Here is a 25,378-nt window from a genome sequence, read left to right on the forward strand (position 1 = left end):
CAGGGTATCCCGCGCGGCGTGCCCTCCCACGAGCGGTCCGGGCGGGGTGGCACAGTGGTCAACCATGCAGCAGCTCCAGTTCGTCGAGCTCGACGAGGGTGGTCGTCTGGTCCTCACCGGTGGCGACGGGTCGCAGTATGCCGTCCGGGTCGACGACCGGCTGCGCGCGGCGCTGCGGCCGCGGTCCCGGCAGGCCGAGTCGGAGCGGGCGGGCCGTCGGGCGGTGAGCCCGCGCGACGTGCAGGCGATGATCCGGGCCGGGCAGCCGGCCGAGGACGTCGCCGCCTCGACCGGGTGGGAGCTGGAGCGGGTGCGCCGGTTCGAGGGCCCGGTCCTCGCCGAGCGGGAGCACGTCGTGGGGCTGGCGCAGCGCGCGCCGGTGCGGGCCAGCGGGCGGACCGACGGGTCGCACACCCTGGACCGCCGGGTCCGGGAGCGGCTGCAGAGCCGGGGCGTCGACCTCACCGCGGTGTCGTGGGACGCAGCCCGCGGGGAGCCGCAGGAGCCGTGGACGGTCATCGTGGCCTTCGGTGCCGGGGGGCGTGAGCGCCGGGCGGCATGGCACTACGACGTGCGCTCGCGTGCGGTGGAGGCGCTCGACGACGAGGCGCGCTGGCTGAGCGAGGACGAGCAGGCGCTGCCCGGCGGGCTGTCGGGCCACCCGCTGCTCGGCGGGTCCCACGGCGAGGACGAGGCCGCGGCCGACCTCATGGCCACGATGCGCGAGCGGCGCCAGCGTCGCGGTCGGCGCACCCAGCCGGCCGCGCGCCAGGGCGCTGACGACCCGGGCCACGTGCCGGGTCAGCGGGAGATGCCCGGCGAGGTGCTCCCGCTGGAGGACCTGCCCTACGACCCCGGCACCATGGGCGACCCGCCCGCGGCGCACCCGCGGGGCTCGGCGCCGGAGTCCCCCTCACCGGTGGGGCCGACGGGGGACGAGCCCGTCGAGGACCCGGTCGCCGTCGAGCCGGCCCCCGAGGTCGCGGCGGGTCCTGAGGTGGTCGCCGAGCCGGAGGTCGTCGAGGAGCCTGAGGTGGTCGCCGAGCCGGGGCCGGAGGAGCAGCCCGAGCCGGTCACCCCGGAGGAGGCCCGTCGCGCCGTCGGCCGTGGCAAGGGCCGCAAGCGGCGTCGCCTGCGGTTGCCGTCGGTGGCACCCGCTGCGCACGAGGAGGAGGGCGTCGAGGCGGAGGGCAGCTTCGCCCGGACCCGCCACGACCCGCAGGAGGTCACCTTCGACGAGTTCTTCGGGATGGAGGACGACGACCTGGACGTCGAGGAGGGCCAGCCTCAGCAGGACGACCTCCACGAGCCGGACGGCGACGACGAGCCGGCCGCGGAGGAGCGCGACGGCGACGGGGAGCTGCCCGAGGAAGAGGTGCTCATGGAGGACGAGGCCTTCGAGGGTGCCGACCCCGCGGAGGAGCCGGCTGCTGCGGAGTCCCAGCCCGAAGATGTGCAGAAGGGCGAGCCCGGTCCGGAGGCGGAGGGCGTCCACCAGGAGGAGCCGGCTGACGACGTCGGCGACGGGTCGTCGTCGTCCGACGACGCATCCGAGGAGTCCGTGCGCGAGGAGGCAGCCGCGGACCAAAGGGCTGCAGCGCCTCTCGATGACGAGGAGTCCGCGGATCAAAGGGCTGCAGCGCCTCTTGATGACGAGGTCTCCGCGGATCATGGGATCGAGGAGTCCGTGGGCGAGGAGTCCGTGGGCGAGGAGTCCGTCAGCGAGGAGGCTGACGCTGAGCCGTCGTCGTCCGACGACGCACCCCAGGAGCACGCCGACGAGGAGGCGGCCGCAGATCAGGTGGAGGTCGATGACGCGGTCGAGGAGGACGCTCCCGAGGAGCCGGCCGCGAAGCCGACGTCCGGACGCAAGGGCCGCACCAGCGTCCCCAGCTGGGACGACATCATGTTCGGCTCCCGCCCCCCGCGCGGCTGACCCCGGCATACCGCCGACCGGCACAGTCCTGCCCCGGCACGCTTTCCACGGTCACCAGGGGTACCCATCACCCCACCGACCGGCGAAATCCTGCCCCGGGGCACTTTCCACAGTCACCCGCGGGCTCCGCATCACCGCCGACCGGCGAAATGTCGCCCCGGCGCGACTTTCACGGTCAGCGCAGGGGTTCGGCAGCTGCGGGCAACGGGCAGAGGTCGAGGTCGAAGGGCAGCAGCTCCGGGGAGGTCGAGGCCGAACGGGCGGCAGCCGAGTTCATGCGGCGCATGTAGTGCCGCCGGCAGAGCACCTCGTACTCCACCACCGGCGCATGGTCGCTGCTCGCGGCCGCCTCCTCCCCCTCGCCCTCCGCTCCGCCGACGTCCCCCACGACGACCTGCTCGCCCTCGATGACCATGGTGCCGTCGACGACACGGGCGTTGACCGTGGCGGGTTTGCCGCACCAGCACAGCGCCCGGACCTGCAGCTGCTCGGTGCGGTCCGCGAGCTCGATGAGACGACGCGACCCGGGGAAGAGCTCGGTGCGGAAGTCGGCGGTGATGCCGAAGGCATACACGTCGATGCCCATCTCGTCGACCAGCCGGGCGAGCTGCTCCACCTGCTCGGGACGGTAGAACTGCGCCTCGTCGCAGATGACGTAGTCGATGGCGCGACCGTTGGTGCGCTGCTCCACGACCAGCTCCCAGAAGTCGAGGTCGTCGCCGACCTCGAGCGCGTCCTTGGTCAGCCCCAGTCGGGAGGAGAGGACCGCGGCCCCGGAGCGGTCATGCTGGGTGAAGAGCAGCCCGCGACGGCCGCGCTGGTGATGGGTGTGGTCCATCTGCAGCGCGAGGGTCGACTTGCCGCAGTCCATCGTTCCGGTGAAGAAGACGAGCTCGGCCACCCCGGCAGTCTACGGACCACCCACCGAGCGCCGTGAAGGGTTGCCGGTATGCCGCCGGCCAACCATTCGCGACGCCCGGTCGGGGCTGTGGCAACCATTCGCGACGCCCGGTGGGGTCGTAGCCAACCATTCGCGACGCTCGGTGGGACGTGGCTCAGGTCGTGGCGACCAGCAGCGGGACGGCCGTCTCGGCCCCGGTGATCGAGCCGTGCTGGCCGCGCAGCCGCAGCACCTCGGGTCGCAGCAGGCGCGAGTCGAGCACGGTGGCCTGGCCGAGCATGGCGACGACGACCTCGCCGATGCGCGAGTCGTAGCCTCGCGGACCGCACCGAACCACCCCGCCTCGACCGCCTCCTCGCGGGTGAGCACGATCGCCTCCTCGCCCAGCTCCTCGCGCCAGGTGGCGACGACGTCGTCCACCGCACCGGGGCGGCACCAGGCCTGCGGCGCCCGTGGCTCGCCCGCGAGCAGCTCGACGCCCTCGTCCAGCACCGGATCGAGCGCCAGGTCGCGGCGCTGGTCGAACGGCGCCTCGATCATCCCGTGGTCGGCGGTGACGAGCAGCGTCGTCTCCGCCGGAAGGCGCGCGAGCAGCCCGGCGACCCACGTGTCGAAGACCTCGACCGCCTCCCCCCACTCCAGCGAGTCCGGGCCGTACACGTGGCCGGCCTTGTCGATCTCGTCCCAGTAGGCATACACCAGCGCCCGACCGCGCCGTCCGGCCTGCATCAGCGACTGCAGCACGCCGCTGGTGCGCTCGTCGTGGGTGCCGGCGCCGACGTAGCCGCCCCCGCGCAGCGAGGCCCGGGTCAGCCCCGAGCCGGAGAAGGCCTGCTGCGAGACGGTGGTCATCGACACGTCGCGCCGTGCCGCGTGCTGCAGCAGCGTCGGCACCGGCTGGTAGGTGTGCGGGTCGGGGCCGTCCTTCCACGCCAGGTGGCTGAAGAGCCGCCCCCGGTAGCTCGTCTGCCACCCGACGATCCCGTGACCGCCCGGCGGCAGCCCGGTGCCCAGGCTGGTCAGGCTCGTCGCCGTGGTCGACGGGAAGCCGCAGCCGAAGCCCTCGGCGCCTTCCGGGGTCGCGAGGTCACGCAGCGTGCGCGCGTGGCCGCTGCGACGCGCGAGCTGCTGCGCTCCCAGGCCGTCCGCGAGCACCACGACGACCCGCCGGGTCGGGTCCACCGACCACACGGGAGCAGCGACCCCCTCGGGCAGGTCCTCCACGCCCAGCGCCCGGAGCGCACCGGGCAGCACGGAGGCCAGGCCAGAACCCGGCGCCGGGGGCTGGTATGCCTCCCGCGCGGCCGCGACCACGTCACCCGTGGCGGGGCGAGCCGGGGAGTCCGCGCCGGTCCCGCCGCTCTCCGACGGACGGGCGGCGCCTGCCGGGCTCACTGACCCAGTCGGGCCGACAGCTCGCTGGCGAAGAGCAGCGTCTGCTCCAGGCGCTGCTCCCCGTGCGTCTCCGCCGCCACCCGCAGCGAGATGTCGTCGCTAGAGACGGTGCCCTCGTAGCCGTGGTCGCCCTCGCACTGCGGGTCCTCGCACACCGCCGGCAGCAGGTCGACCCGGGAGACCGCGCCCCAGCCCAGGGTCAGCGTGACGCCCCGCCCGGCGAGGCCGCCGTCGTACTGCTCCGGGTCCGGCACGGTGTGGGTGAGCATGACCCCGCGGACCGACCGCAGCGGCACGGTCTCGCTGGTCGCGGTCGCCATGCGCTGCCCTTCCGGCCCCTCGTGGTCGTCGGCGTGGGCGATGACCAGCCGCCGGTCGGTGAGCACCAGGACGGTGAGATGGTTCCGCACCGCCATCTCGTCGAAGGTCGTCTCGTCGTGGACGAGGTGGGAGATCACCGAGTCCCGTCCGACGGCGGTGACGATGACGTCGTGGACCACCGCGGGGAGGTAGCCGGCGGCCTGGATATCGGCGACCAGCGTCTCGGGCAGGGGCGACCTCACACGACGGACCATGCGCCCATCGTGTCAGACGTCGTGTCAGACGTCGGCGAGCAGCGTCCGACGCTCGGCGTCGGTGCGGGTCGGGGCAGGAGCGACCCGGACGGTGGCTCCCAGCACCTCGACCCCGTCCTGGTGCGCCAGCACGGGGTTGAGCCGGACGTGCGCCAGCTCGGGGTGGTCGTCGGCGAGCACGCTGACCCGCGCGACGAGGTCGTGCAGGGCCGCGTGGTCGACGGGCATCGCCCCGCGGTAGCCGTCGAGCATCGGGGCCGCCTTGATCGAGGACACCATCTCGCTGATGTCGACATCGGTCAGCGGTGGGAAGCGCAGCGCCTCGTCGCCGAGCAGGTCGATCGGCAGCCCGGCCACGCCGAAGCCGACGACCGGCCCGAAGAGCGGGTCCTCGGCCGAATTGACCTCCACGCTCACCCCCGAGGGTGCCATCCGCTGCACCGCGATGCCGTCGACGCCGAGCGGCTGCAGCAGCGCCGAGAGGTCACGGTATGCCTCTCGCACGGCCTCCGGGCTGCGCAGCGCGGTCCGGACCCACCCCTGCCCGGGCTGGTGCTGCAACAGGGGCGAGGTCGCCTTGAGCACGACGGCGTCACCCAGCTCACGCGCCACGTCGACCGCCTCGTCGGCGGAGCCGACGAGGACGCGCGGCCACACCCGGATGCCGTAGGCAGCGAGCAGGGTGGTGACCTCCTCGGGCTCGAGGTCGGTGCCGCGCGGGGTCCGGGCCAGCGCGGCGTCGACGATCTCCGAGACCGTCGCCCGCGTCACTCCGTCCAGGCGCACCCGCTCGCCGTGGTCGCGGCGGCGCCACTGGGCATACCGGACCGCGGCCGTGAGCGCGCGGACGGCGTCCTCGGGCATGGGGTAGGACGGAACGCCCGTGCCGGGGGTGACGCCGCGCATCCCGACGAAGGTCGCCACGCACGGCTTCTCGTGGCCCTCGGCCGCGGCGGACACGGCCTGGACCACCTCGGGGTCGATGTCGGCGATCGGCGGGACGAAGCAGGCGATGAGCGCGTCCACGGCGTCGTCGGCGAGCGCGACGTCGACGACCTCACGGAACTGCTCGGTCAGCGCCTCGGCGGGCACCGTGACCGGACCGTGGGTGACCCGCAGCCCGCGCGCCGAGGCGGAGTCGGCCGCCAGCGATCCGAGGGCGTCGTTGTTGCTGACCACCGCGACCCGCTCCCCCTGCGGCAGCGGCTGGTTGAGGACGAGCTGGGCGACGTCGAAGAGCTGGTGGGCGTTGTCGACCCGGATCACGCCGGACTGCCGCAGCATCTGGCCGAAGGTCTCCGGCTGCTCCTGCGTGAGCCGCACACGGTGCCCCTGCGGGATGGCGTGCTGTCCGATGCCCGACTTGACCACGATCACCGGTTTGCGCATGGCGAGCTTGCGGGCGATGCGGGTGAACTTGCGCGGGTTGCCCATCGACTCGAGGTAGAGCCCGACGACCGTGGTGCTGTCGTCGTCGGTCCAGTACTGCATGAGGTCGTTGCCCGAGAGGTCGACCCGGTTGCCGGCCGAGGCGAAGGTCGACAGGCCCAGGCCGCGGCGCCGGGCCGAGGCGAGCAGCGCGATGCCCAGCCCGCCGGACTGGCTGAACAGCCCCAGGTGCCCGAAGGGCGGCAGCTGGTCGGCCGAGGCGATGGAGGCGTTGAGCCGGATCCCCGGGTCGTTGTTGATGAGCCCGAAGCTCGTCGGCCCGAGCACCCGCATCCCGTGGTGGCGGGCGCGGACCAGCAGCTGATGCTGCAGCGCCCGGCCCTCGGTGCCCGCCTCGGCGAAGCCCTCGGAGGCCACGACGAGCGCCTTGGCCCCGGCGTCGGCGCACTCGTCGACGATGCCGAGCACCTCGTCGGCGACCACCGCGACGACGGCGAGGTCGATCCCGCCCTCGATGTCGCGCACCGAGGCGACGGCGGGGTGGCCGTTGATGAGGGTGCCGGGCTCGGCCGCGTTGTTGACCGGATGGACGCGGCCGGTGAAGCCTCCGGCGACGATGTGGTCGAAGAAGGCCCGGCCGATGGTGGCGGGCCGCCGGCTGACTCCCACCACGGCGACCGACTCCGGGTGCAGCACGGCACGCACCGAGCGCACCTCCGAGCGGTGCTCGCGCGACATCCGCACCGCCCGCGACTCCTCGGTCGGCTCGATGTCGAAGGACACCGCGATGACCCCGTCGTCGAACTCGTGCGAGACCTCGAAGCCGGCGTCGCGGAAGACCCCGATCATCTTGCGGTTCTGCGGCAGCACGTCGGCGACGAAGCGGGTGATCCCGGCCTCCCGGGCGATGTCGGCCAGGTGCTCCAGCAGCACCGAGCCGATCCCCCGGCCCTGGTGCTGGTCGGACACGTTGAAGGCCACCTCGGCCACACTCCCGCCCTCGCGGAGCCGGTCGTAGCGGCCGATACCGACCAGGTCGTCACGGACATACATCACCAGCGCGACGCGGTCGACGTAGTGACGTGGGTGAAGCGGTGCACGTCCTTGTCCGACAGCCGCTTGATCGGTGCGAAGAACCGCAGGTAGATCGACTGCTCCGACTGGGCGCCGTGGAAGAGGTGGATGGCCTCGGTGTCGTCGGGCCGGATCGGCCGCACGTGCGCGACCATGCCGTCGGAGAGGACGACGTCGGCCTCCCACTCGCGGGGGTAGCCGGGGGGTAGCGCGTCGGCCTCGCTCATGGCCTCATCATCCCATCGTCGGCCGACAGGCGTCCGTGGTCCTCGCCGGGCCGCCCGGTCATGGTGCGGCGGCCGTAGGCTGGTCAGGGAGGACGCCGACCACTGCCGGAAGGACCTGGGTATGCACCCCGCTCCCCAACGCCGCCACCGTCCCCTCGTGCTGTGCCTTGCCGGCGTGCTGCTGGCCGGCTGCTCGACCGCGGGGACGAGCGCTCCGTCTGGTACGGACGAGACCGCCGGGACCGGGCAGGAGGGGTCCGCTGACGGGGCTGGGACGGGGGCCCCCGAGGAGTCGTCGGCGGCGGCGTCACCGGACATCGCGGTGGCGGAGGTCGACACCTTCGCCGAGCCGTGGGCGATGGCCTTCCTGCCGGGCAGCGGCGACCTGCTGGTCACCGAGCGCAGCGGCACCCTGCACCTGCGCGACGCCGAGAGCGGCGATCGCGTCGAGGTGGCAGGCACCCCCGAGGTGGTCGACGACGGCCAGGGCGGTCTGGGCGACGTGCTGCCGGGGCCGACCTTCGACGAGGACCAGGTCGTCTACCTGAGCTGGGCCGAGGCGGGCGAGGGCGGCACCGGTGCGGCGGTGGGCCGGGCGCGGCTCGTGACCGACGGCGGCGGCGCCGCGCTGGAGGGCCTGGAGGTCATCTGGCGGCAGACGCCGAAGGTCGAGGGGTCGGGCCACTTCTCGCACCGGCTGGCGCTCGACCCCGACGGCGAGCACCTCTTCGTCTCCTCCGGAGACCGGCAGCAGCTGGACCCGGCGCAGGACACGAGCAACACGCTGGGCACCGTGGTCCGGCTCACCCTGGACGGCCAGGCCGCACCGGGCAACCCGCTGGCCGACCAGGGCGGGGCCGCGGCGCAGATCTGGAGCTGGGGGCACCGCAACCCGCTCGGCCTGGAGTTCGCGCCGGACGGCACGCTGTGGTCCTCGGAGATGGGCCCGGAAGGCGGGGACGAGCTCAACGTCGTCGAGGAGGGCGGCAACTACGGCTGGCCCGAGGTCTCCGACGGCAGCCAGTACGGCGGCGGGGAGATCCCGGACCACGCCGAGGGCGACGGCTTCGTCACACCGGTCGAGTCGTGGAACCCGAGCATCTCCCCGGGGAGCCTGCTCATCTACACCGGCGATCTCTTCCCGCAGTGGCAGGGTGACGCCCTGCTGGGGGCACTCTCCGGGCAGGCGCTGGTGCGGGTCGACCTCGAGGACGGCCGGTCCCGCGGCAGCGAGATCATCGAGCTCGGGCAACGGATCCGCGCGGTGGAGCAGGGGCCGGACGGCGCGGTGTGGGTGCTGGAGGACGAGGGCAGCGGCCGGCTGCTGCGGCTGACGCCGCAGGGCTGAGGGCCGGGGACATCGGAGAGCCCCTGGCGGGACCCGGATGTCGCCTGCGACCGCCGCGGGTGTCGGTGCCCCGTGGCAGGATCCGCGGGTATGGAGTTCCGCGACGTGGTGCGCGCCCGCCGGATGGTGCGGGCCTACGACCCCGACCGGCCGGTGCCGCGGGAGCTCGTCGACCGGGCGCTACGCCACGCGATCCGGGCGCCGAGCGCCGGCTTCTCCCAGGGCTGGGACTTCGTCGTCCTCACGCGCGAGGAGGAGCGCGGCCGCTTCTGGTCGGCGTCGACCGGCGAGGTGGCGCGCGGGCGCATGGACTCCTGGCTGCGCGGGGTGAGCAGCGCCCCCTGCCTCGTCGTCTGCCTGTCCGACAAGCAGGCCTATCTGGACCGGTATGCCGAGCCGGACAAGGGTCTGACCGATCGGTCCGAGGAGCACTGGCCGGTGCCCTACTGGGACGTCGACACCGGCATGGCCGCGCTGCTCATGCTGCTGACCGCCGTAGACGAGGGTCTCGGTGGGTTGTTCTTCGGTGTGCCGGCCGACCGGCAGGAGGCGACGCTCGACGCGCTGGAGGCACCGCCGGACCGGCGAATCGTCGGTGTGGTGGCGATGGGGTATGCCGCGCCGGACCGCCCCTCCCCCTCGCTGCGTCGCGGACGGCGCCCGGTGGGCGAGGTGGCGCACGAGGGGAGGTTCGGGACGCCCTGGACCGGGTGAGGCCGGAGGCGAGGGGGTCGAGGCCGAGGGAGGTCGGGGGAAGCGAGGTCAGGCGTTGCGCAGCAGGCTGATCGTCGCCAGGAGCGCCAGCCCGATGCCCACGAGGAGCAGGACGACCGAGGCCCCGGCGACGACGGCACTGGTCGGCGCCAGGGCGCTGGCGACCGGTCCGGCCACGACGACGAGCAGGGCGGCAGCGCGAGCTGGACCTCCGGCGCGTGCCGGGTGGGGTCGAGGACGGCGGCCCCGCCGCGAGGCGTGCGACCGCGGCGGGCTGGCGCGGCGAGGGTCGGCTGGTGCGGCGAGCTGTCGAGGTCCATCGCGTCATCCTTGTCGTCGAGGTGAAGGACGGCGCCCCCTGCGCGCCGGCCTCTGACCTCTAGATGCCCAGCATGGCGTCTGCCGTTGCGTCCACGGGGAGAACGTGACCGGATCGTGACCTTGCCGGACGCGACGGCCACCTCGTGGTGCTCACCAGCCCGGGCAGCACCACGACGCGCACCCGCCCCGGGCTGGGCGGGCCCGGGCACCTCAGCGCGAGGCGAGGAAGTCGTCGACCTCCGCCGAGGTCGGCGCGGTGGCCGGACCTCGCCGGGTGACCTTGATGGCCCCCGCCGCGTTGGCTCGCCGTGCGGCCTCCACCCAGCCGCGGCCGCCCGCCACCTCGGCACACAGGGCTCCGGTGTGCGTGTCCCCCGCCCCGTTGGTGTCGACCGGGGTCTGCGGGAAGCCGGCCACCGGCGTCGTCTCGGCCTCCACCCGGACCGCGCACCCCTGGGGCCCGTCCCGGACGACGACCACCGCCCCCTCGGGCAGCCGGGCGGCGACGGCGTCGCACAGGTCGGCGGGCGAGCCCTCCACGCCCGTCAGCTCGGCCGCCTCCGCGGCGTTGGAGGTCCACACCGTGGTCCGGGCCAGCACCCGCTCGACGAGGCCGGCGTCGAAGGTGGCGAAGGGAGCACCGGGGTCGAGCACGACCTCGACGCCCTCCGGCAGGCCCTCCACCCACGCGAGCAGCGGATCGCGGGTGGGCTCGAAGAGGGTGTAGCCGGACAGGCACACCAGGTCCCCCGGTGCCGCCGCGCTGGTGGCGAGCGATCCCGCGGTGATCCGCCGCTCGGCGGCGCGGGTGGTGACGAAGGTGCGCTCGGCGCTCGGCTCGACGAGGACCACGCACACGCCGGTGTCCAGCTCCTCGACCGGCGGTGCGCTGACCTCGACCCCCTCGCGCTCCAGCACCTCCCGCACCAGGTCCCCGTTCGGCCCGGTGCCGACCGCCCCCGCGAGCACCGCCGCCGCCCCGGAGCGCGCCGCCGCGACGACGATGGTGACCGAGCCACCGGCATACCTCGTCGCCCGGTCCGCCATGACGTTGCCGCCGCGCGCGGGCAGGTGGTCCACCTCGAGCACGAGGTCGACCATGGCCTGACCGGTGTGGATGACCCTGCGCGGCGTCTGCGTCATGGGCCGTACCCTGCCACGGCGGGCGAGCGCATACCCTCACCGCATGAGCACCCCCACCGCCGCTGTGCTGGCCGCCCTGCCCGACGTCCGGGAGTGGGTGGAGGACCTCTACCGCCACCTGCACGCCCATCCCGAGCTTTCGATGGCCGAGCACCTGACGGCTGCCCGGGTGGTCCAGGAGGTCTCGGGTATGCCGACGGCCGGTGAGCTGGAGGTGCGCACCGGCATCGGGGGGACCGGGGTGGTCGTGGTCGCGCGCAACGACAGTGCTTCCGGGCCGACCGTCCTGCTCCGGGCCGACATGGACGGCCTGCCGGTCGCCGAGGACACCGGCCTCGACTACGCCTCGACCGTGCGGGTCACCAACGACGCGGGCGAGCAGGTGCCGGTGATGCACGCCTGCGGGCACGACACCCACGTGGCGACGCTGCTCGGCGCGCTGCGGCTGCTGCTCCAGGGGCGCGAGCACTGGGCCGGGACGGTGGTGGCGGTCTTCCAGCCGGCCGAGGAGCAGTTCAACGGCGCCGAGGCCATGGTGGCCGACGGGCTCGTCGACCTGGTGCCCCGGCCCGACGTGGCGCTCGGCCAGCACGTGCTGCCCGGCGCGGCCGGGTCGGTGGAGGTGGCTCCCGGACCGATCATGGCCAGCTGCGACGACTTCCGGATCACGCTGCACGGCAAGGGTGGCCACGGCTCCGCGCCGCACACGGCGATCGACCCCGTGGTGATGGCCGCCTCGCTGGTGATGCGGCTGCAGACGGTCGTCTCGCGGCAGGTGTCGCCGCAGGCGACCGCGGTGGTGACGGTGGGCCGGATCAGCGCCGGCACCAAGACCAACATCATCCCCGAGCACGCCGTCCTGGAGGGCACGGTGCGCACCTACGACGGTGCGGTGGCCGCGCACTGCCTGGAGGTCATCGAGCGGACCGCGCTCGCCGAGGCGCTGGCCTGGGGTGCCCCCGAGCCCGGCTTCGAGACCTTCGACCACCTGCCGGTGACCGACAACGAGCCCGATGCCACGGCCCGGGTCCGGGCGGCCCTGGAGGCCGAGCTCGGGACCGACCGGGTCGGCGAGTTCACCCCGGAGATGGGCTCGGAGGACTTCGGGGAGCTGCCCGCGGCGTGGGGCGCCCCGTCCTGCTACTGGGGCTTCGGCGCCTTCGACGCCGGGGCCTGGGAGGCGGCCCGGGAGCGCGGCACCGAGCGGACAGATCCTGCCTTTCCCGACAACCACTCCCCGCACTTCGCGCCGGTGCTGCAGCCGATGCTCGACACCGGGGTGCGGGCGATGGTCGCCGCGGCGATGGCCTGGATCGGGCGGTAGGGCTCGTCCGGACGGGCGCTGCGTGGCGCCCGGGTCTTCCACAGGCGGAGCAGTGAGGCCGGCTGCCTAGTCGTTCTAGACATAGCGTGAGGCCATGAGGCGAATTCATGGATACATAGCCATCTCGGCTGCGCTGGCTTTGTGCACAGGGGGCTGCAGCGCCGCAGACAGCCCATCGACCTCGTCTACCACCGAAAACGGTTCGGCGACCTCTGCCCCGGGCCCTGGTGATGAGCATGGAGCGACTGCGGAGCCTGAGCCGGATCCGGCTTGGACCTGGGAGACAAGTCTCTTGTCCAATCCCGTCATGACCGAGGGTCGCATCATCAGCTATATCGAGCCTGAGTATTCTCAGGACTCTTCAGAGCTTCTGCTCGCCGGAATCGACGCTGACTCCGGGGCAGAGGAATGGCGTCTGACGACTAGCCTCTCGGGCGCAACACGTGTTTCGGCGCCTCCCCTTCTCAGCGATCTCGTCATCGTCACGGTCCCGAGCACTCATCAAGCGCCATGGGTGCACCTCGTGGCGATCAACGGGTCCGGGCGCGAGGTAGCGCGTCTCGAAGAACCGGTCGCCGTTTATGCGCTTCCCTGGGCCTGTCTCGATGATCGCGTGTGCTTCCGCGGCTATGTGGGAGATGACGAGAATTACACCGACTGGCAGGTCACCCTGGACGAAGGCGAGCTCAGGGTCGGCGAGCATACGTCAACCTCTTCACCAGTCTCGGCAAGCGATGGCATCGTCGTGCGGAGGATGGATGTTGAGGGCGTGGAAACCATGCGTGGGCTTGACGCCGACGGAGTTGTCTGGGAGCGCCCACTGGTGGAGCTTGAGCTGCCCCGTGGCCGCGTTGTTGCCGGGAGCACACGCAAGGCCGCTGGGGTGTACATCGCAGACTTGTACTACTCCCAGGAAGACGAGGTAGGGGAACTGCCCCTGCAGGATCACCCACTTCTCGCCCTCGATCTCGAGACAGGCGCCGAATTGTGGCGAAGAGACGGTGCGGGCCTCTGCGGTGGCGCCGCAGATGAAGAATCAGACGTCGTCCTGGTCTGCGAGGGCACAGGTGCGGCGAGGGTGGACTACGACACGGGGACGCTCAATTTCGATGGGACGAACCAAGTCACGCTCTCCGGTGTCGTGGAGTCGACCGGTGAAGAGCTCTGGAGCATCGCCATCACGGGATCCGACTGGACCGCTATGAACTCCGAATTGAGCAGACCTGTTGACTCGAAGCTGGAGACAGTGCAGCAGCGGGGCGATGTGATGGTGGTCGACCCTCAGACAGGGGAAGCCCTATCCGGAGGCAGTGCCTCTGTCCCGGACGGCTTCCGCTGTTTCAGATCACGGCTGCTGGGCCAGAGCGAGGAGAAGTTCCGCAGCGACCACCTACTCTTCACCTGCGGTCTTGATGGAAAGCCACAGAACCCACCGACGGCGCGCGCCCTAGAGGTGATTCTGAAGGACCCCCACACGAGCTCGACGTCGTCGCCGGGCCAGACGGGATCTCGCGCTACCCCTGACAACAATCATGGCGCTGTCGGTGCGTGGGCCTACGATCGTCCTCCGTGACGACCATCGAGGTGCATCCGTGACCATCATCGAGGCACAGGACCTGCGCAAGACCTACCGCTCGCGCTCCGGCGACGTGCACGCCCTGGACGGGCTGTCGCTCAGCGTGCCGGAGGGCACCGTCAAGGGCCTGCTCGGGCCCAACGGCGCCGGCAAGACGACCACCGTCAAGGTGCTCAACACGCTGCTGCAGCCCGACTCTGGGTCGGCGACCGTCGCCGGGGTCGACGTGCTGCGCGACCCGGAGGGTGTGCGCCGGGTGATCGGGGCCAGCGGGCAGTATGCCGCCGTCGACGAGCACCTCACCGGCCGGGAGAACCTCGAGATGGTGGGGCGGCTCTACCACCTGGGCGGCGGCACGGCCAGGGCCCGGGCGAGCGAGCTGCTGGAGCAGTTCGACCTCGTCGACGCCGGCGACCGCCCGGTGAAGGGCTTCTCCGGAGGAATGCGCCGCCGGATCGACCTCGCCTGCGCGCTCGTCAACGACCCGCAGATCCTCTTCCTCGACGAGCCGACGACGGGGCTGGACCCGCGTAGCCGACTCGGGCTGTGGGACGTCATCAAGACCCTGGTCGGCCAGGGCACCACGGTGCTGCTGACCACGCAGTACCTCGAGGAGGCCGACTACCTCGCCGACGACATCAGCGTCATCGACCACGGCAAGGTCATCGCCGAGGGCACCGCCGACGAGCTCAAGGCGCAGGTCGGCGGGCACCGGGTCGTCGTCACCCTGGTCGACTCCGCCCAGGCCGCGACCGCGCGCGAGGTGCTGCACCGGCACGGGACCGACGACGTGCAGACCGACTCGGCCGGGCGCACCCTGTCCGTGCCCGTCGACGGCGGACCGCAGACGCTGCAGCACGTCCTCTCCTCCCTCGGGGAGGCCGGGGTCGAGCTCCACGACGCCGGCATGCGCCGTCCGACGCTCGACGACGTCTTCCTCACCCTCACCGGCCGCGAGCAGGCCGACGACACCGATGTCCTGGAGGACGAGAGCGCATGAGCACCCAGACCGCACCCGCCCCGGCCGCCCACCGCGCGGCTCCCCGCTCCGGCCTGGCGACCTGGGCCTCCGACGTGCGCACGGTCACGTGGCGCAACCTCATCAAGTTCCGCCGCAACCCGGAGATGCTGCTCTTCGCGGTGCTCCAGCCGATCATGTTCGTCCTGCTGTTCAGCCAGGTCTACGGCGGATCGATCCAGATCGAGGGTGGCGACTACACCAACTACCTCATGGCCGGGATCTTCGGCCAGACGGTGCTGTTCGGCTCGACCTTCTCCGGCTTCCAGATGGCGCAGGACCTCAAGGAGGGGATGATCGACCGTTTCCGGACGCTTCCGATGCACGACTCGGCGGTGCTCTTCGGCCGGACCAACGCCGACCTGGCGCTGAACTCCGTCTCGATGGTCATCATGATGCTCAGCGGCCTCGCCGTGGGCTGGCGCTTCACCGACGGGTGGGTGTCGTTCCTCGGCGGGGTGCTGATCCTGCTGTTCTTCAGCTATGCCTTCAGCTGGGTGATGACGCTCCTGGGGATCATCGTGCCCACCCCGGAGGTGATCAACAACGCCTCGTTCATGATCCTCTTCCCGCTGACCTTCATCTCCAACGCCTTCGTCCAGACGGACGATTTGCCGCGGGCGCTGGAGATCTTCGCCAACTGGAACCCGATCTCGGCGCTGGTCCAGGCCGCGCGCGAGCTCTTCGGCAACACCGGGTCGGCCCCGACCCCGGACACCTGGCCCATGCAGAACTCGGTCGTCACGGTGCTCGCAGGCTCGATCCTGCTCATGGCGATCTTCATCCCGCTCTCGGTCAACCGCTTCCGGCAGGCGTCCTCACGCTGAGCCGCGCCACGCGAGGCCCTCGGAGTGCGCGCCGCGCGCCCAGTGGTCCAGGTGGCGTCGCCCAGCCCTACCGCGAGCGCAGCACCAGCGCCGCAGCGGCGATATCCTCGGCGGCCGTGCCGACCGACACGAAGGCGGTCACCTGCTCGGCAGTCTCGCGCCCCGTCTCTCGCCCGCTCACGAGGTCGGCCAGGGTGAGCCGCACATCCCCCTCGTCGAGGGCACCACGGCGAAGCGGTCCGACCAGCTCCCCCGCGGTCTGCCGCGCCTCGGGCACGTCGACGACGATCCGCGCCCGCGTCATGAGTGCTTCGTCCGCCTCGACCATCTGCGGGCTGAACGACCCGATGAGGTCGACGTGCGTCCCGGGCGACACGTCCTCCCCCAGGACGAGCGGACTCGTGGCCGAGGTGGCGGTGGTCACGACGTCGGCGCGGCGCACCGCGGCGCGCAGGTCGTCGGCGACGTCCGCCGCATACCCCTGCTCGCGCAGCTCCTCGACCAGCCGCGCCGCGCGTCCACGGTCCCGTGCCCAGACGCTGGTGTGACCGACTCGGCGGAACGCGGCGTAGCACGCCGGGACGGCGGCGGCCACGTTGCCGGCGCCCACGACCAGGTGCTCGCCGACCTCGTCCGGGGCGAGGTGGTCGGCGGCGAGCGCGCTCGCGGCGGCCGTCCGCCACCGGGTCAGCTCGGTCCCGTCGAGGATCGCCTGCGGCACCCCGGTGGCGTGGTCGAGCAGCAGGTAGGTGCCGTGGATCGCGGGCAGCCCGAGCTCGCCGTTGCGGGGGTGGTGGGTGGCGACCTTCACCCCGAGCAGGTCGCCGCTGCGCCAGGCCGGCATGAGCAGCAGGGTCGCCTCGTGCTCGTCGTCCAGCGGCACGTGGCTGCGCTCCGGCGCGACGACGCCTCCCCCGGCGAAGACCTCACGCAGCGCCGCCACCAGCGCCGCAGGGTCGAGCGACTCCCGGACCGCGGCGGCGTCGAGGACGAGCGTCACCCCTGCTCCCCCCCGGTCCCCGAGCCAGACCCAGTCACCGCGCCCTCGCCGGTCGAGCCGCCCACGACCTCCGGCCCCGCCACCGGCTCCCCCGCCAGCCACACCGACCGCACGCGCTGGCCGAGCCCGGCCAGGTCGTCGTAGCTCCCGTCGAGCACGACCACGTCGGCCACCTTGCCCGGCTCCAGCGTGCCGTGATCCTGCTCCACCCCGAGCAGCTCGGCGGCGACCTGTGTCGTGGCGTGCCAGGCCTCGAGCTCGCTCATGCCGAGGTGGCGCATGATCGCGAGCTCGTCGAGGTTGGTGCCGTGGGCGCCGACCCCGGAGTCGGTGCCCATCGCGACCTTGACGCCCGCGGCGATCGCGCGCCGGACCGAGTCGTCGTGCGCCTCGGACACCATGCGCGCCTTGGCGACGACCGCGTCAGGGAGGGGTATGCCTGCATCCGCCTGCGCGAGCACAGCCCGGGGGGCGAGCAGCGTCGGCACCAGCCAGGTGCCACGGTCGAGCATCATCTCGATCGCCTGGTCGTCGAGGTAGATGCCGTGCTCGATGGAGCGGATGCCGGCGCGGACCGCGGCCTTGATGCCGTCGGTGGCCTGCGCGTGCGCCATGACGTGCAGGCCCGCCGCGGTGGCCTCGGTGACCAGGGCGTCCAGCTCGTCGTCGCGCAGGTGGCCGTGCAGCGGGTTGCTGCGCGGCGAGAGCACGCCGCCGCTGGTCGCGACCTTGAGCACGTCGGCGCCGGCGCGGATGAGCTCACGCACCTTCTTGCGCATCTCCACCGGGCCGTCGACGACGGCTGACGGGCAGCCGGGGTGCTCCTGGATGAGCCCGACGTGGGCGCCGCAGGCCTGCCAGTCGTCACCGTGACCGCCGGTCTGACTGATCATGTTGACCGCGATCTGCAGGCGCGGCCCCGGCGTCAACCCGCGGCGCACCGCCTCCGCTACGCCGAGGTCGGCCCCGCCCGCGTCGCGCACCCAGGTCACGCCGGTCGCGAGGGTGCGTCGCAACCTCCCCGCCGCCTCGTAGAACGGCAGGCTGAAGGGCGTCTGCAGCACCTGGACCATGCTCGGCTGCTCGAACATCACGTGCACATGGCAGTCGAACAGCCCGGGCGTCACGGTCCGCCCAGAGCAGTCGACGACGACGTCCGTGTCAACACCGAGCGAGGGGCCGACGTCGGCGATCCGACCGTCCCGGACGAGGACGTCCGCCTGGCGCGGCTCGGTCAGGGTGCCGTCGACGACCGTGCCGCCGCTGAAGAGGGTGCTGGTCATGGCCTCGAGGCTAACCCCGACCGGTCTGCGATGATCGGCGCCATGCTCGCCATCCTCGGGGCCATCGAGACGGAGGTCGCCGACAACAGGTCCCTGCTGGAGGACCCGGTCGAGCTGCGGGCGGGCCACCTCGCCGTCCACCAGGGGCGGCTGCACGGGAACGAGGTGCTGCTAGCCCGCTGCGGCGTGGGCAAGGTCAACGGCGCCATGGCGACCACCCTCCTGCGCTCGGCCGGGGCCACGTCGCTGCTGTTCACCGGGGTCGGCGGGGGCGTCGCGCCCGGCCAGCGGGTCGGGGACCTCGTGGTGGCGACCGACCTGGTCCAGCACGACGTGGACGTGACGGCGCTGGGCCGGCCGCCCGGGCAGCTCCTCGGCGAGCCCGGCTCGTGGTCCGCTGACCGGGCGATGAGCGAGCGCCTGCTGGCGGCGGCCGACGCCTGCGCCGGACGCGACGGGCGCCAGGTGCACGAGGGCCGCATCGCCTCGGGCGACCAGTTCGTCGCCTCCGCCCCGCGGGCGGCGGCGATCCACGCCGACTTCGGCGCGCTCTGCGTGGAGATGGAGGGTGCGGCGGCGGCCCAGGCCGCGACGACGCTCGGTATGCCGTTCGCCGTCCTGCGGGCGCTCTCCGACACCGCCGACCACGGCGCCGCGCAGGACTTCCCGGCCTTCCTCGTGGGGTCGGCGCGGCTCATGGCCGACGTCGTCCAGCACTACCTGCGCTGACCAGGGCGCGACAGCGGCGGCGGCCCACGGCATACCCCTCTGGACCGCCGGTTGGGCGCCCAGGGCCGCGCCTCCGTCGCCTTCGGCGGGCGGCGGCATACCCTGAGTCCACCCTGGCGTGCCCGCCGGGACCCACCGTGAGCACGAAAGGTCGCACCACCCCCATGGCCCGCCGCAAGCGCCCGCAGAGCGAGGACCTCTTCGACGTCGAGGAGAAGATCCTCGAGGTCGACGCCGTCCAGGAGATGGAGGGGGCGTTCCTGGAGTATGCCTACTCGGTCATCTACTCGCGGGCGCTGCCAGACGCGCGGGACGGGCTCAAGCCGGTGCAGCGGCGGATCCTCTACGGGATGCACGAGCTGGGGCTGCGGCCGGACCGGCCGCACGTGAAGTGCTCGCGGGTCGTCGGTGAGGTGATGGGTAAGTACCACCCGCACGGCGACCAGGCGATCTACGACGCGATGGTGCGGATGGCGCAGCCGTTCACCATGCGGCTGCCGCTGGTGGACGGGCACGGCAACTTCGGGTCGCTGGACGACGGGCCGGCGGCCAGCCGCTACACCGAGGCGCGGATGGCGCCGGCCGCGCTGCTCATGACCGGCAGCCTGGACGAGAGCACGGTCGACTTCGTCCCCAACTACGACGACCAGCTCTTCCAGCCCGACGTGCTGCCCGCGGCATACCCGAACCTGCTGGTCAACGGCGCCACCGGCATCGCGGTCGGGATGGCGACCAACATGCCGCCGCACAACCTCGGCGAGGTCATCGGTGCGGCGCGGCACCTCATCGCCAACCCGGAGGCCGACCTGGAGGCGCTCATGCGCTTCGTGCCCGGCCCGGACCTGCCACTGGGCGGACGGATCGTGGGGCTGGACGGCATCCGTGAGGCCTACGAGACCGGGCGCGGGTCGTTCAAGACGCGGGCGACCGCGCGGATCGAGAACGTCACGCCGCGCAAGAAGGGCATCGTCGTCACCGACCTGCCCTACCTCGTCGGGCCGGAGAAGGTCATCGAGAAGGTCAAGCAGCTCGCGCAGAGCAAGAAGCTGCAGGGGATCTCGGACATCATCGACCTCACCGACCGGACCAAGGGGCTGCACCTGGTCATCGAGATCAAGACCGGCTTCAACCCCGAGGCGGTGCTGGAGCAGCTCTACAAGCTCACCCCCATGGAGGAGTCCTTCGGGATCAACAACGTCGCGCTGGTCGAGGGGCAGCCGCGCACGCTCGGGCTGCGCGACCTGCTGGGCGTGTATGTCGACTTCCGCACCGACGTGGTGCGGCGCCGGACCGAGCACCGGCTGGGCAAGAAGAAGGACCGGCTGCACATCGTCGAGGGCCGGCTGCTCGCGATCCTCGACATCGACGAGGTCATCCAGCTCATCCGGTCCAGCGACGACGCCGCCGAGGCGAAGACCCGGCTGATGCAGGTCTTCGACCTCTCCGAGCGGCAGGCCGACGACATCCTCGCGATCCCGCTGCGGCAGCTGACGAAGTTCTCCCGGATCGAGCTGGAGAGCGAGCGGGACGAGCTGCAGCGGGAGATCGAGGCTCTGGAGGCGATCCTCGCCGACCCGCAGCTGCTGCTCAAGGTGGTCTCGGACGAGCTGGCCGCGGTCGCGGCCGAGCACGGGACCCCGCGGCGGACGGTGCTGCTGGAGAGCGACGGGTCGGGTGCGTCCTCCTCCGCTGCCGGTAGGGCGACCAGTGGCAAGGCGTCGGGGATGGACCTGGAGGTCGCCGATGACCCGTGCTGGGTGCTGCTCTCCTCCACCGGGCTGCTGGCCCGCACCGCGAGCACCGACGACGAGCCACTCGGCACCGGCGGCCGGCGGGCTAAGCACGACGTCATCACCTCGCGGGTGCGGACGACCGCCCGCGGGCACGTCGGGCTGCTCACGACCGCGGGCCGGGTGGTGAACCTGTCGGTGGTCGAGCTGCCCTCGCTGCCGCCCTCGGCCGACGCGCCGAACCTGTCGGGCGGGGCGCCGCTGTCGGCCTTCGTCGACCTGCCGCCGGGCGAGCAGGTGCTCGGCCTGTGCTCCCTGACCGGGGACGGCCCCGGACTGGCGCTCGGCACGAAGCAGGGCGTCGTCAAGCGGGTCAACCCGGACTATCCCACGAACCGTGACTCCTTCGAGGTCATCTCGCTCAAGGATGGCGACAGCGTCGTCGGCGCGGTCGAGCTGGCCACGGGCGAGGAGGAGCTGGTCTTCATCACCTCGGACGCGCAGCTGCTGCGCTTCTCCTCGTCGCTGGTGCGGTCGCAGGGGCGCTCCGGCGGCGGCATCGCGGGGATCAAGCTCGGCGCGGGCGCCGTTGTCGTGGGCTTCGCCGCCGTCGACACCTCGGCGGAGAACGTCGTCGTGACCGTAGCTGGCACCTCCGGCTCGCTGCCCGGCACCCAGACGGGCTCGGTGAAGGTCACCGACCTGTGGGCATACCCCACGAAGGGACGGGCGACCGGCGGCGTCCGCTGCCACAGGCTCCTGCGCGGCGAGGACGCCCTCGTCCTCGGCTGGGCCGGCGCCGCTCCCCCGCGCGCCGCCTCCGGCAACGGTGTCGCCGTCGAGCTCCCGGAGACGAACGACAAGCGCGACGGCTCAGGTATGCCCGCAGCCGCCCCGATCGCTGCTGTCGGCTGACGTCGACGGGCGGGGTCATGACCGTCCGCTCATGCCGATGAGCGGATACCGGGTTCGGCACCACGGAATGTCACCTGTGCGTGCAGCAGTCCCCCTCGTCGTGGCCGTCACCTAAGAGACCCGCGCGGAGTTGTGGGAGGTTGAGCGAACCGACAACGTCTCCGGCACGAACGTGGGAGCTCCAGCCGCCCTGCGCCAACAGGAAACCCCCTGGCGCACAATGGTGCAATGTCCACGTTGCCCATGCCGACACCACCGTCACTGATCGCACTTGCGTGCACGTCAGCATGACACTGCAAGTAGTCCGCCCGAGCACGTCCCTAGGCGGTAGACGCTTCGAACCAATCGACGAGCGCTCGCTTCACCCATTCGTGCGCAAGGTCGCGACCGCCCTCCCGGGTGCGAAACACATCCTCCTCGTCCCAGAGATGCCAAGCCCGCTCGGCTTGCCTGACTTTGTCGCAGCGGTCAACTGCGGTCAATGGTTGGCCTCAAGGATGGCATCAGGAGTTCCCCCCGTCTTATCAGAGATTGATTGCACAGTCCTGTCAGTGTTGATGCCTCACAGACCCCTGTCAGTGAGGACCGTTGCGAATAGACTCGCATGGCAAACCGCGGACATCGACTCGGTTTTGTCTCGATTGACGAGATCAGGCGCGATTCAATTTACTGACGGAGGCTCCCTCGTACGGCACCCAGCATTCAGTCCGACCGGCACACTATACGCGATCGAGGCCAAAGTAACTGGATGGCAACGCGCCATCCGGCAGGGTCGCTCCTACCGAACTTGGGCAGATAACTATATCGTGGTAATGGGGCAGTTAGGACAAACCGCTACTCTGCGCGCCCAAGAAGCACTAGAGCATGAGGGAGCGGGACTCTACCTGCCCAGTGGCTGGCTGCTGAAACCCCAACCTCGCAAGCAGAAGTTCCCTCAGCGGCTACGAGGTTTCGAACATCTGTTTGCGGCTATCGGATCAGACCCAGCCCTCGGCAGCCATGAAGGCGTCCACGCCGGCGAGTAGCGGTTGTATCCAATTGGCGTAGCCTAGGCGCGTATGAGTAATTCGCTGCACTTCGGGCCACTCCGCCCCCGCAGCGACGTAGCGCGCTCTGAGCGCCTCGACGCGATCCCGGTCTTGGAGTGGCGCGAGTTCCGAGATAACGCCAGCAAGCACTGAGGCGTGGTGCATAAAGGCCTGCCCCGGCCGTGGCCCAATTGTGCCTGGGGTCAAAGCTCGGGCCCTCTCTGGATCCTCTGATTGGAGCACCCGGTACTCGCCTTGTGCAAGCCCTCCCAGAAGCCCCGCAAGGGTGGGGCGCTGATACCAGCCTCCTCCTGGCGCATCGCCTAGGCGCTCCTCAAAGTCTTGATAGGCGCATATGCGTTGCCTCATATCCCAACCGGTGCCGAGACTTTCTGCACCGGCCGCGATCGCTGGGAGGGCGCTCAAGTCCCCGAAGGCCACTCGCACCGGCCTGTCCCTACTCAAAGCGTAGACGCTTCGCATAAGCCCGTAAATCTCGTCGGACGTGGCGCCCGGAGGCATTGCGTTATCCGAGCGGGAGACTGTCAGAAGCCAGCCGCCGGGCTCCAATTGGTCAAGAGCGCCAATATGCGCATCCAACTCGGCTCCGGACGTCCAAAATTGCTGGTCGCCCGCAATGGCAACCCATGCGCCGCCATCCTCGGTAACCGCCTCGCCCGCGAGAATGAGCGCCAACTGACTCTGCGGCGTATCCGGGTATGAAACCAAGACTGTCGGTGCCAGTCGCGGGGAGCCCAAGCCATCCTGGATATCGTAGACGCGCCTTATATGGTCTCGCTGGTGCTCAGCCGTTACCAATTCTCCACGAGTATCGCTCCAAAGAGGCCATCCGTCATAAAACCGAAAGTCCCCCGCCCTAGGCATGTTAAGGGCGTGTGTCATCGGATCGAACCAGAACTCCCCGCCAGCAGTTTGGATCGACTCAGACGTATCTATTGCTGATCGCTTGAACCCGTTTCCTTCGCGTGGCGAGGAGAAAGGCGACAACATCGCCCCTCGCGCAAAGCCAAAGCGGACCGCCTCCGCCGTCCACGAGATCAGATTGTTCCGTGCAGTGTCCTGCAGAAAGGTTACCAAAGCAACTCAGCCTCTTCCAATGCGGATCTGAGCGCTGCTCCGTTTCTGTATCGACGGGCCGGTTGCGGATGCAAGGCTCGCTCGACAACAGCAACGAAACCGGACTCTAAGTCCGGTCGTGCAGCGCTAAGTGGTATGTGGGTGGCTCCGCGCAAACGACGCATATAGTCGACGTCATCGCCCTTGTACGGGACCGGAGGGGAACCAGTGGCGGCGTAGTACACCAATGCGGCACATCCAAAGACGTCCGACGCTGCCGTTGGGGCTCCTGAGTAGCTCTGGAGGTGTTCGGGTGTCATGAATCCTGGAGTGCCTGGCTGCCCGCCTACTGTAAGACCGCTTCTCAGCGTGTGCTTCGCAAAGCCAGGATCCATGACGACAAACCGATTATCGCTGAGGAGTTGTATGTTGCCCGGACTCAGGTCGCGGTGGATCACACGGTTGCGGTGAAGTTCTCCCAGCCCCGCAGAGACGTCTTTACCTAACGCCAGCAGTTCCTCAGCGCCCCAGCGCGAGCCCGCATAGCGTAGATCCTGACCATTCAGGTACTCCTCCAACCAGCACACCGCCGTCACCGGGGTCCCGATCTCCACAAAGGCTGAGGACACCTTCACGACGTTCGGGTGGTCCAAGTTGCCGAGGAGCGCAACCTCCCTTCTCGCCCGTTCCAGCGCGGCTGGGTCGGCCGCCGCCCGGAGGTCGATCAGTTTGAGGACATGCCAGTGCCCGAACGGATCGGCGACAACGTGGACTTGCTTCTGCCCCCCGTCAATGAGGGGCCGTACGACAGACACGCCGAGCAATCTGCACGCGTCTTCTAAGAGATCTGGCATGCGTGCACCTTGTCACGTCTTTGGCCTAGTCAAAAGGGGGCGTGCGGAGGACACGATGAGTTTTGAGTTCCGGTAGGCGGCCGCCCGTGTTGGTCAAGTCCGGTGGAGTGGTGTACGAGTGTGTGATCCCTCGTCGGGGGGTTAGGCGGTCAGGGCGGGGACGAGGGTGGTGGTCACCTCCTGGGTCTGATCGGCTGGCTCTTCCGGCTGGGTGAGCGCGGTCCGGCAACGGGTGAGGACGTCGAGTCCGATGTAGCGGCGTTGCTCGGCCCAGGCGTCGTGCTGCTCGGCGAGGACGGCGCCGACGAGGCGGATGATGGACTCGCGGTTGGGGAAGATGCCGACGACGTCGGTGCGCCGGCGGATCTCGCGGTTGAGCCGCTCGTTCGGGTTGTTGGACCAGATCTGGCGCCAGACTTCCTTGGGGAAGGCGGTGAACGCCAGGATGTCCGCCCGTGCTTCCTCCAGGTGGCCCGCGACCGCGGGCAACTTCTCCCTTAGGGCGTCCAGGACCCGGTCGAACTGGGCGTGCACGCTGGTGGCGTCGGGCTGGTCGTACACCGAGTGCAGCAGCGCCTTGACCCACGGCCAGCTGCTCTTGGGGGTCGCGGACATGAGGTTCGCGGCGTAGTGGGTGCGGCACCGCTGCCAGGCTGTCCCCGACAGGGTGGCGCCGATGGCCTCGACCAGGCCGGCGTGGGCATCGGAGGTGACCAGCCCCACCGGCCCGGCCGCGGTCAGGCCACGGGCGACGAGGTCGCGGAAGAAGCTCAGCCAGGACGCGGCGGTTTCCCCGGTGGCGACCTGGATGCCCAGGATCTCCCGATAGCCCTCGGCGCCCGCCCCGGTCGCGACCAGGGCGGACACCTTGACCACGCGGCCGCCCTCGCGGACCTTCAGCACCAAGGCGTCAGCGGCGACGAACGTGTACGGGCCACCATCCAGGGGTCGGGTGCGGAAAGACTCGACGTGCTCGTCCAACTCGGCCGCCATC

20 protein-coding genes are annotated in these 25,378 nt (G+C 71.1%); 9 read left to right on the forward strand and 11 right to left on the reverse strand.

Annotated features, from left to right (window positions below):
* Positions 1–64: 64 nt before the first annotated feature.
* The gene (gene sepH / locus BJF86_RS16650) at positions 65–1,936 is read left to right on the forward strand and encodes a septation protein SepH (RefSeq protein ID WP_075820589.1); all 1,872 of its coding nucleotides are present in this window, start codon (positions 65–67) and stop codon (positions 1,934–1,936) included.
* A gap of 175 nt (positions 1,937–2,111) precedes the next feature.
* Here sepH and BJF86_RS16655 read toward each other — a convergent pair whose 3' ends face one another.
* From BJF86_RS16655 to BJF86_RS19660, 5 genes are read right to left on the reverse strand one after another with little or no spacing between them, the layout of a single operon-like run.
* Complete coding sequence (locus BJF86_RS16655) at positions 2,112–2,837, reverse strand: thymidine kinase (protein WP_075820591.1); 726 nt, start codon at positions 2,835–2,837, stop codon at positions 2,112–2,114.
* A 9-nt stretch (positions 2,838–2,846) separates the two neighbouring features.
* On the reverse strand, positions 2,847–4,232 hold the full coding sequence (locus tag BJF86_RS16660; RefSeq protein WP_083653296.1) for an alkaline phosphatase family protein: 1,386 nt from the start codon (positions 4,230–4,232) through the stop codon (positions 2,847–2,849).
* A complete protein-coding gene (locus tag BJF86_RS16665; protein ID WP_022923734.1) occupies positions 4,229–4,807 on the reverse strand; it encodes a DUF5998 family protein in 579 nt (192 codons plus the stop codon). Before BJF86_RS16665 ends, BJF86_RS16660 begins: the two co-directional genes overlap by 4 nt.
* Before the next feature lie 24 nt (positions 4,808–4,831).
* Positions 4,832–7,249: a GNAT family N-acetyltransferase gene (locus tag BJF86_RS16670; RefSeq protein ID WP_321166215.1), complete on the reverse strand. Its 2,418-nt coding sequence runs from the start codon at positions 7,247–7,249 to the stop codon at positions 4,832–4,834.
* A complete protein-coding gene (locus BJF86_RS19660) occupies positions 7,249–7,497 on the reverse strand; it encodes a hypothetical protein (protein WP_321166216.1) in 249 nt (82 codons plus the stop codon). The genes BJF86_RS16670 and BJF86_RS19660 overlap by 1 nt, the downstream gene beginning before the upstream one ends.
* Positions 7,498–7,618: 121 nt before the next feature.
* On the opposite strand from BJF86_RS19660, the gene BJF86_RS16675 reads away from it, so the two are divergent.
* Together BJF86_RS16675 and BJF86_RS16680 are read left to right on the forward strand one after the other, a co-directional pair.
* Positions 7,619–8,845, forward strand: a complete 1,227-nt coding sequence (locus BJF86_RS16675) for a PQQ-dependent sugar dehydrogenase (protein WP_075820593.1) — start codon at positions 7,619–7,621, stop codon at positions 8,843–8,845.
* 90 nt (positions 8,846–8,935) lie between these two features.
* Positions 8,936–9,559: a nitroreductase family protein gene (locus BJF86_RS16680; RefSeq protein ID WP_075820595.1), complete on the forward strand. Its 624-nt coding sequence runs from the start codon at positions 8,936–8,938 to the stop codon at positions 9,557–9,559.
* Positions 9,560–9,607: 48 nt separating this feature from the next.
* Here BJF86_RS16680 and BJF86_RS19420 read toward each other — a convergent pair whose 3' ends face one another.
* The gene (locus BJF86_RS19420; RefSeq protein ID WP_269087290.1) at positions 9,608–9,736 is read right to left on the reverse strand and encodes a hypothetical protein; all 129 of its coding nucleotides are present in this window, start codon (positions 9,734–9,736) and stop codon (positions 9,608–9,610) included.
* Between the two features lie 354 nt (positions 9,737–10,090).
* Positions 10,091–11,023, reverse strand: coding sequence for a PfkB family carbohydrate kinase (locus BJF86_RS16685; protein WP_075820597.1), 933 nt, complete (start codon positions 11,021–11,023; stop codon positions 10,091–10,093).
* A gap of 43 nt (positions 11,024–11,066) precedes the next feature.
* Between BJF86_RS16685 and BJF86_RS16690 the strand changes: the two genes are divergently transcribed.
* The 4 genes from BJF86_RS16690 (at position 11,067) to BJF86_RS16705 (ending at position 15,768) form a co-directional block, all read left to right on the forward strand.
* On the forward strand, positions 11,067–12,347 hold the full coding sequence (locus BJF86_RS16690; RefSeq protein WP_075820635.1) for an amidohydrolase: 1,281 nt from the start codon (positions 11,067–11,069) through the stop codon (positions 12,345–12,347).
* Positions 12,348–12,654: 307 nt separating this feature from the next.
* Positions 12,655–13,920 (forward strand): hypothetical protein, encoded by a 1,266-nt coding sequence (locus BJF86_RS16695; RefSeq protein WP_075820599.1) that lies wholly within the window; start codon positions 12,655–12,657, stop codon positions 13,918–13,920.
* Positions 13,921–13,939: 19 nt separating this feature from the next.
* Complete coding sequence (locus BJF86_RS16700) at positions 13,940–14,923, forward strand: ATP-binding cassette domain-containing protein (protein WP_075820601.1); 984 nt, start codon at positions 13,940–13,942, stop codon at positions 14,921–14,923.
* Positions 14,920–15,768, forward strand: coding sequence for an ABC transporter permease (locus BJF86_RS16705; RefSeq protein ID WP_075820603.1), 849 nt, complete (start codon positions 14,920–14,922; stop codon positions 15,766–15,768). The genes BJF86_RS16700 and BJF86_RS16705 overlap by 4 nt, the downstream gene beginning before the upstream one ends.
* 67 nt (positions 15,769–15,835) lie before the next feature.
* Here the strand turns inward: BJF86_RS16705 and BJF86_RS16710 are convergent, their stop codons facing one another.
* Together BJF86_RS16710 and BJF86_RS16715 are read right to left on the reverse strand one after the other, a co-directional pair.
* A complete protein-coding gene (locus BJF86_RS16710) occupies positions 15,836–16,768 on the reverse strand; it encodes an ornithine cyclodeaminase family protein (protein ID WP_075820604.1) in 933 nt (310 codons plus the stop codon).
* Positions 16,765–18,051 carry a metal-dependent hydrolase family protein gene (locus BJF86_RS16715; protein ID WP_075820606.1) on the reverse strand — a complete coding sequence of 429 codons (1,287 nt, stop codon included), beginning with the start codon at positions 18,049–18,051 and terminating at the stop codon, positions 16,765–16,767. Before BJF86_RS16715 ends, BJF86_RS16710 begins: the two co-directional genes overlap by 4 nt.
* A 42-nt stretch (positions 18,052–18,093) precedes the next feature.
* Between BJF86_RS16715 and BJF86_RS16720 the strand changes: the two genes are divergently transcribed.
* Together BJF86_RS16720 and BJF86_RS16725 are read left to right on the forward strand one after the other, a co-directional pair.
* The gene (locus BJF86_RS16720; RefSeq protein ID WP_075820637.1) at positions 18,094–18,780 is read left to right on the forward strand and encodes a 5'-methylthioadenosine/adenosylhomocysteine nucleosidase; all 687 of its coding nucleotides are present in this window, start codon (positions 18,094–18,096) and stop codon (positions 18,778–18,780) included.
* Positions 18,781–18,944: 164 nt separating this feature from the next.
* Complete coding sequence (locus BJF86_RS16725) at positions 18,945–21,425, forward strand: DNA topoisomerase (ATP-hydrolyzing) subunit A (RefSeq protein ID WP_075820608.1); 2,481 nt, start codon at positions 18,945–18,947, stop codon at positions 21,423–21,425.
* Between the two features lie 2,119 nt (positions 21,426–23,544).
* Here the strand turns inward: BJF86_RS16725 and BJF86_RS16730 are convergent.
* Both BJF86_RS16730 and BJF86_RS16735 read right to left on the reverse strand, forming a co-directional pair.
* Positions 23,545–24,384 carry a serine/threonine-protein kinase gene (locus tag BJF86_RS16730; RefSeq protein WP_075820610.1) on the reverse strand — a complete coding sequence of 280 codons (840 nt, stop codon included), beginning with the start codon at positions 24,382–24,384 and terminating at the stop codon, positions 23,545–23,547.
* Between the two features lie 141 nt (positions 24,385–24,525).
* On the reverse strand, positions 24,526–25,378 hold an 853-nt coding region (locus BJF86_RS16735), incomplete at its 5' end, for an IS256 family transposase (protein WP_075820612.1).

Origin of the sequence: Serinicoccus sp. CNJ-927 (assembly GCF_001942435.1) — a bacterium.
Taxonomy (GTDB): domain Bacteria; phylum Actinomycetota; class Actinomycetes; order Actinomycetales; family Dermatophilaceae; genus Ornithinicoccus; species Ornithinicoccus marinus.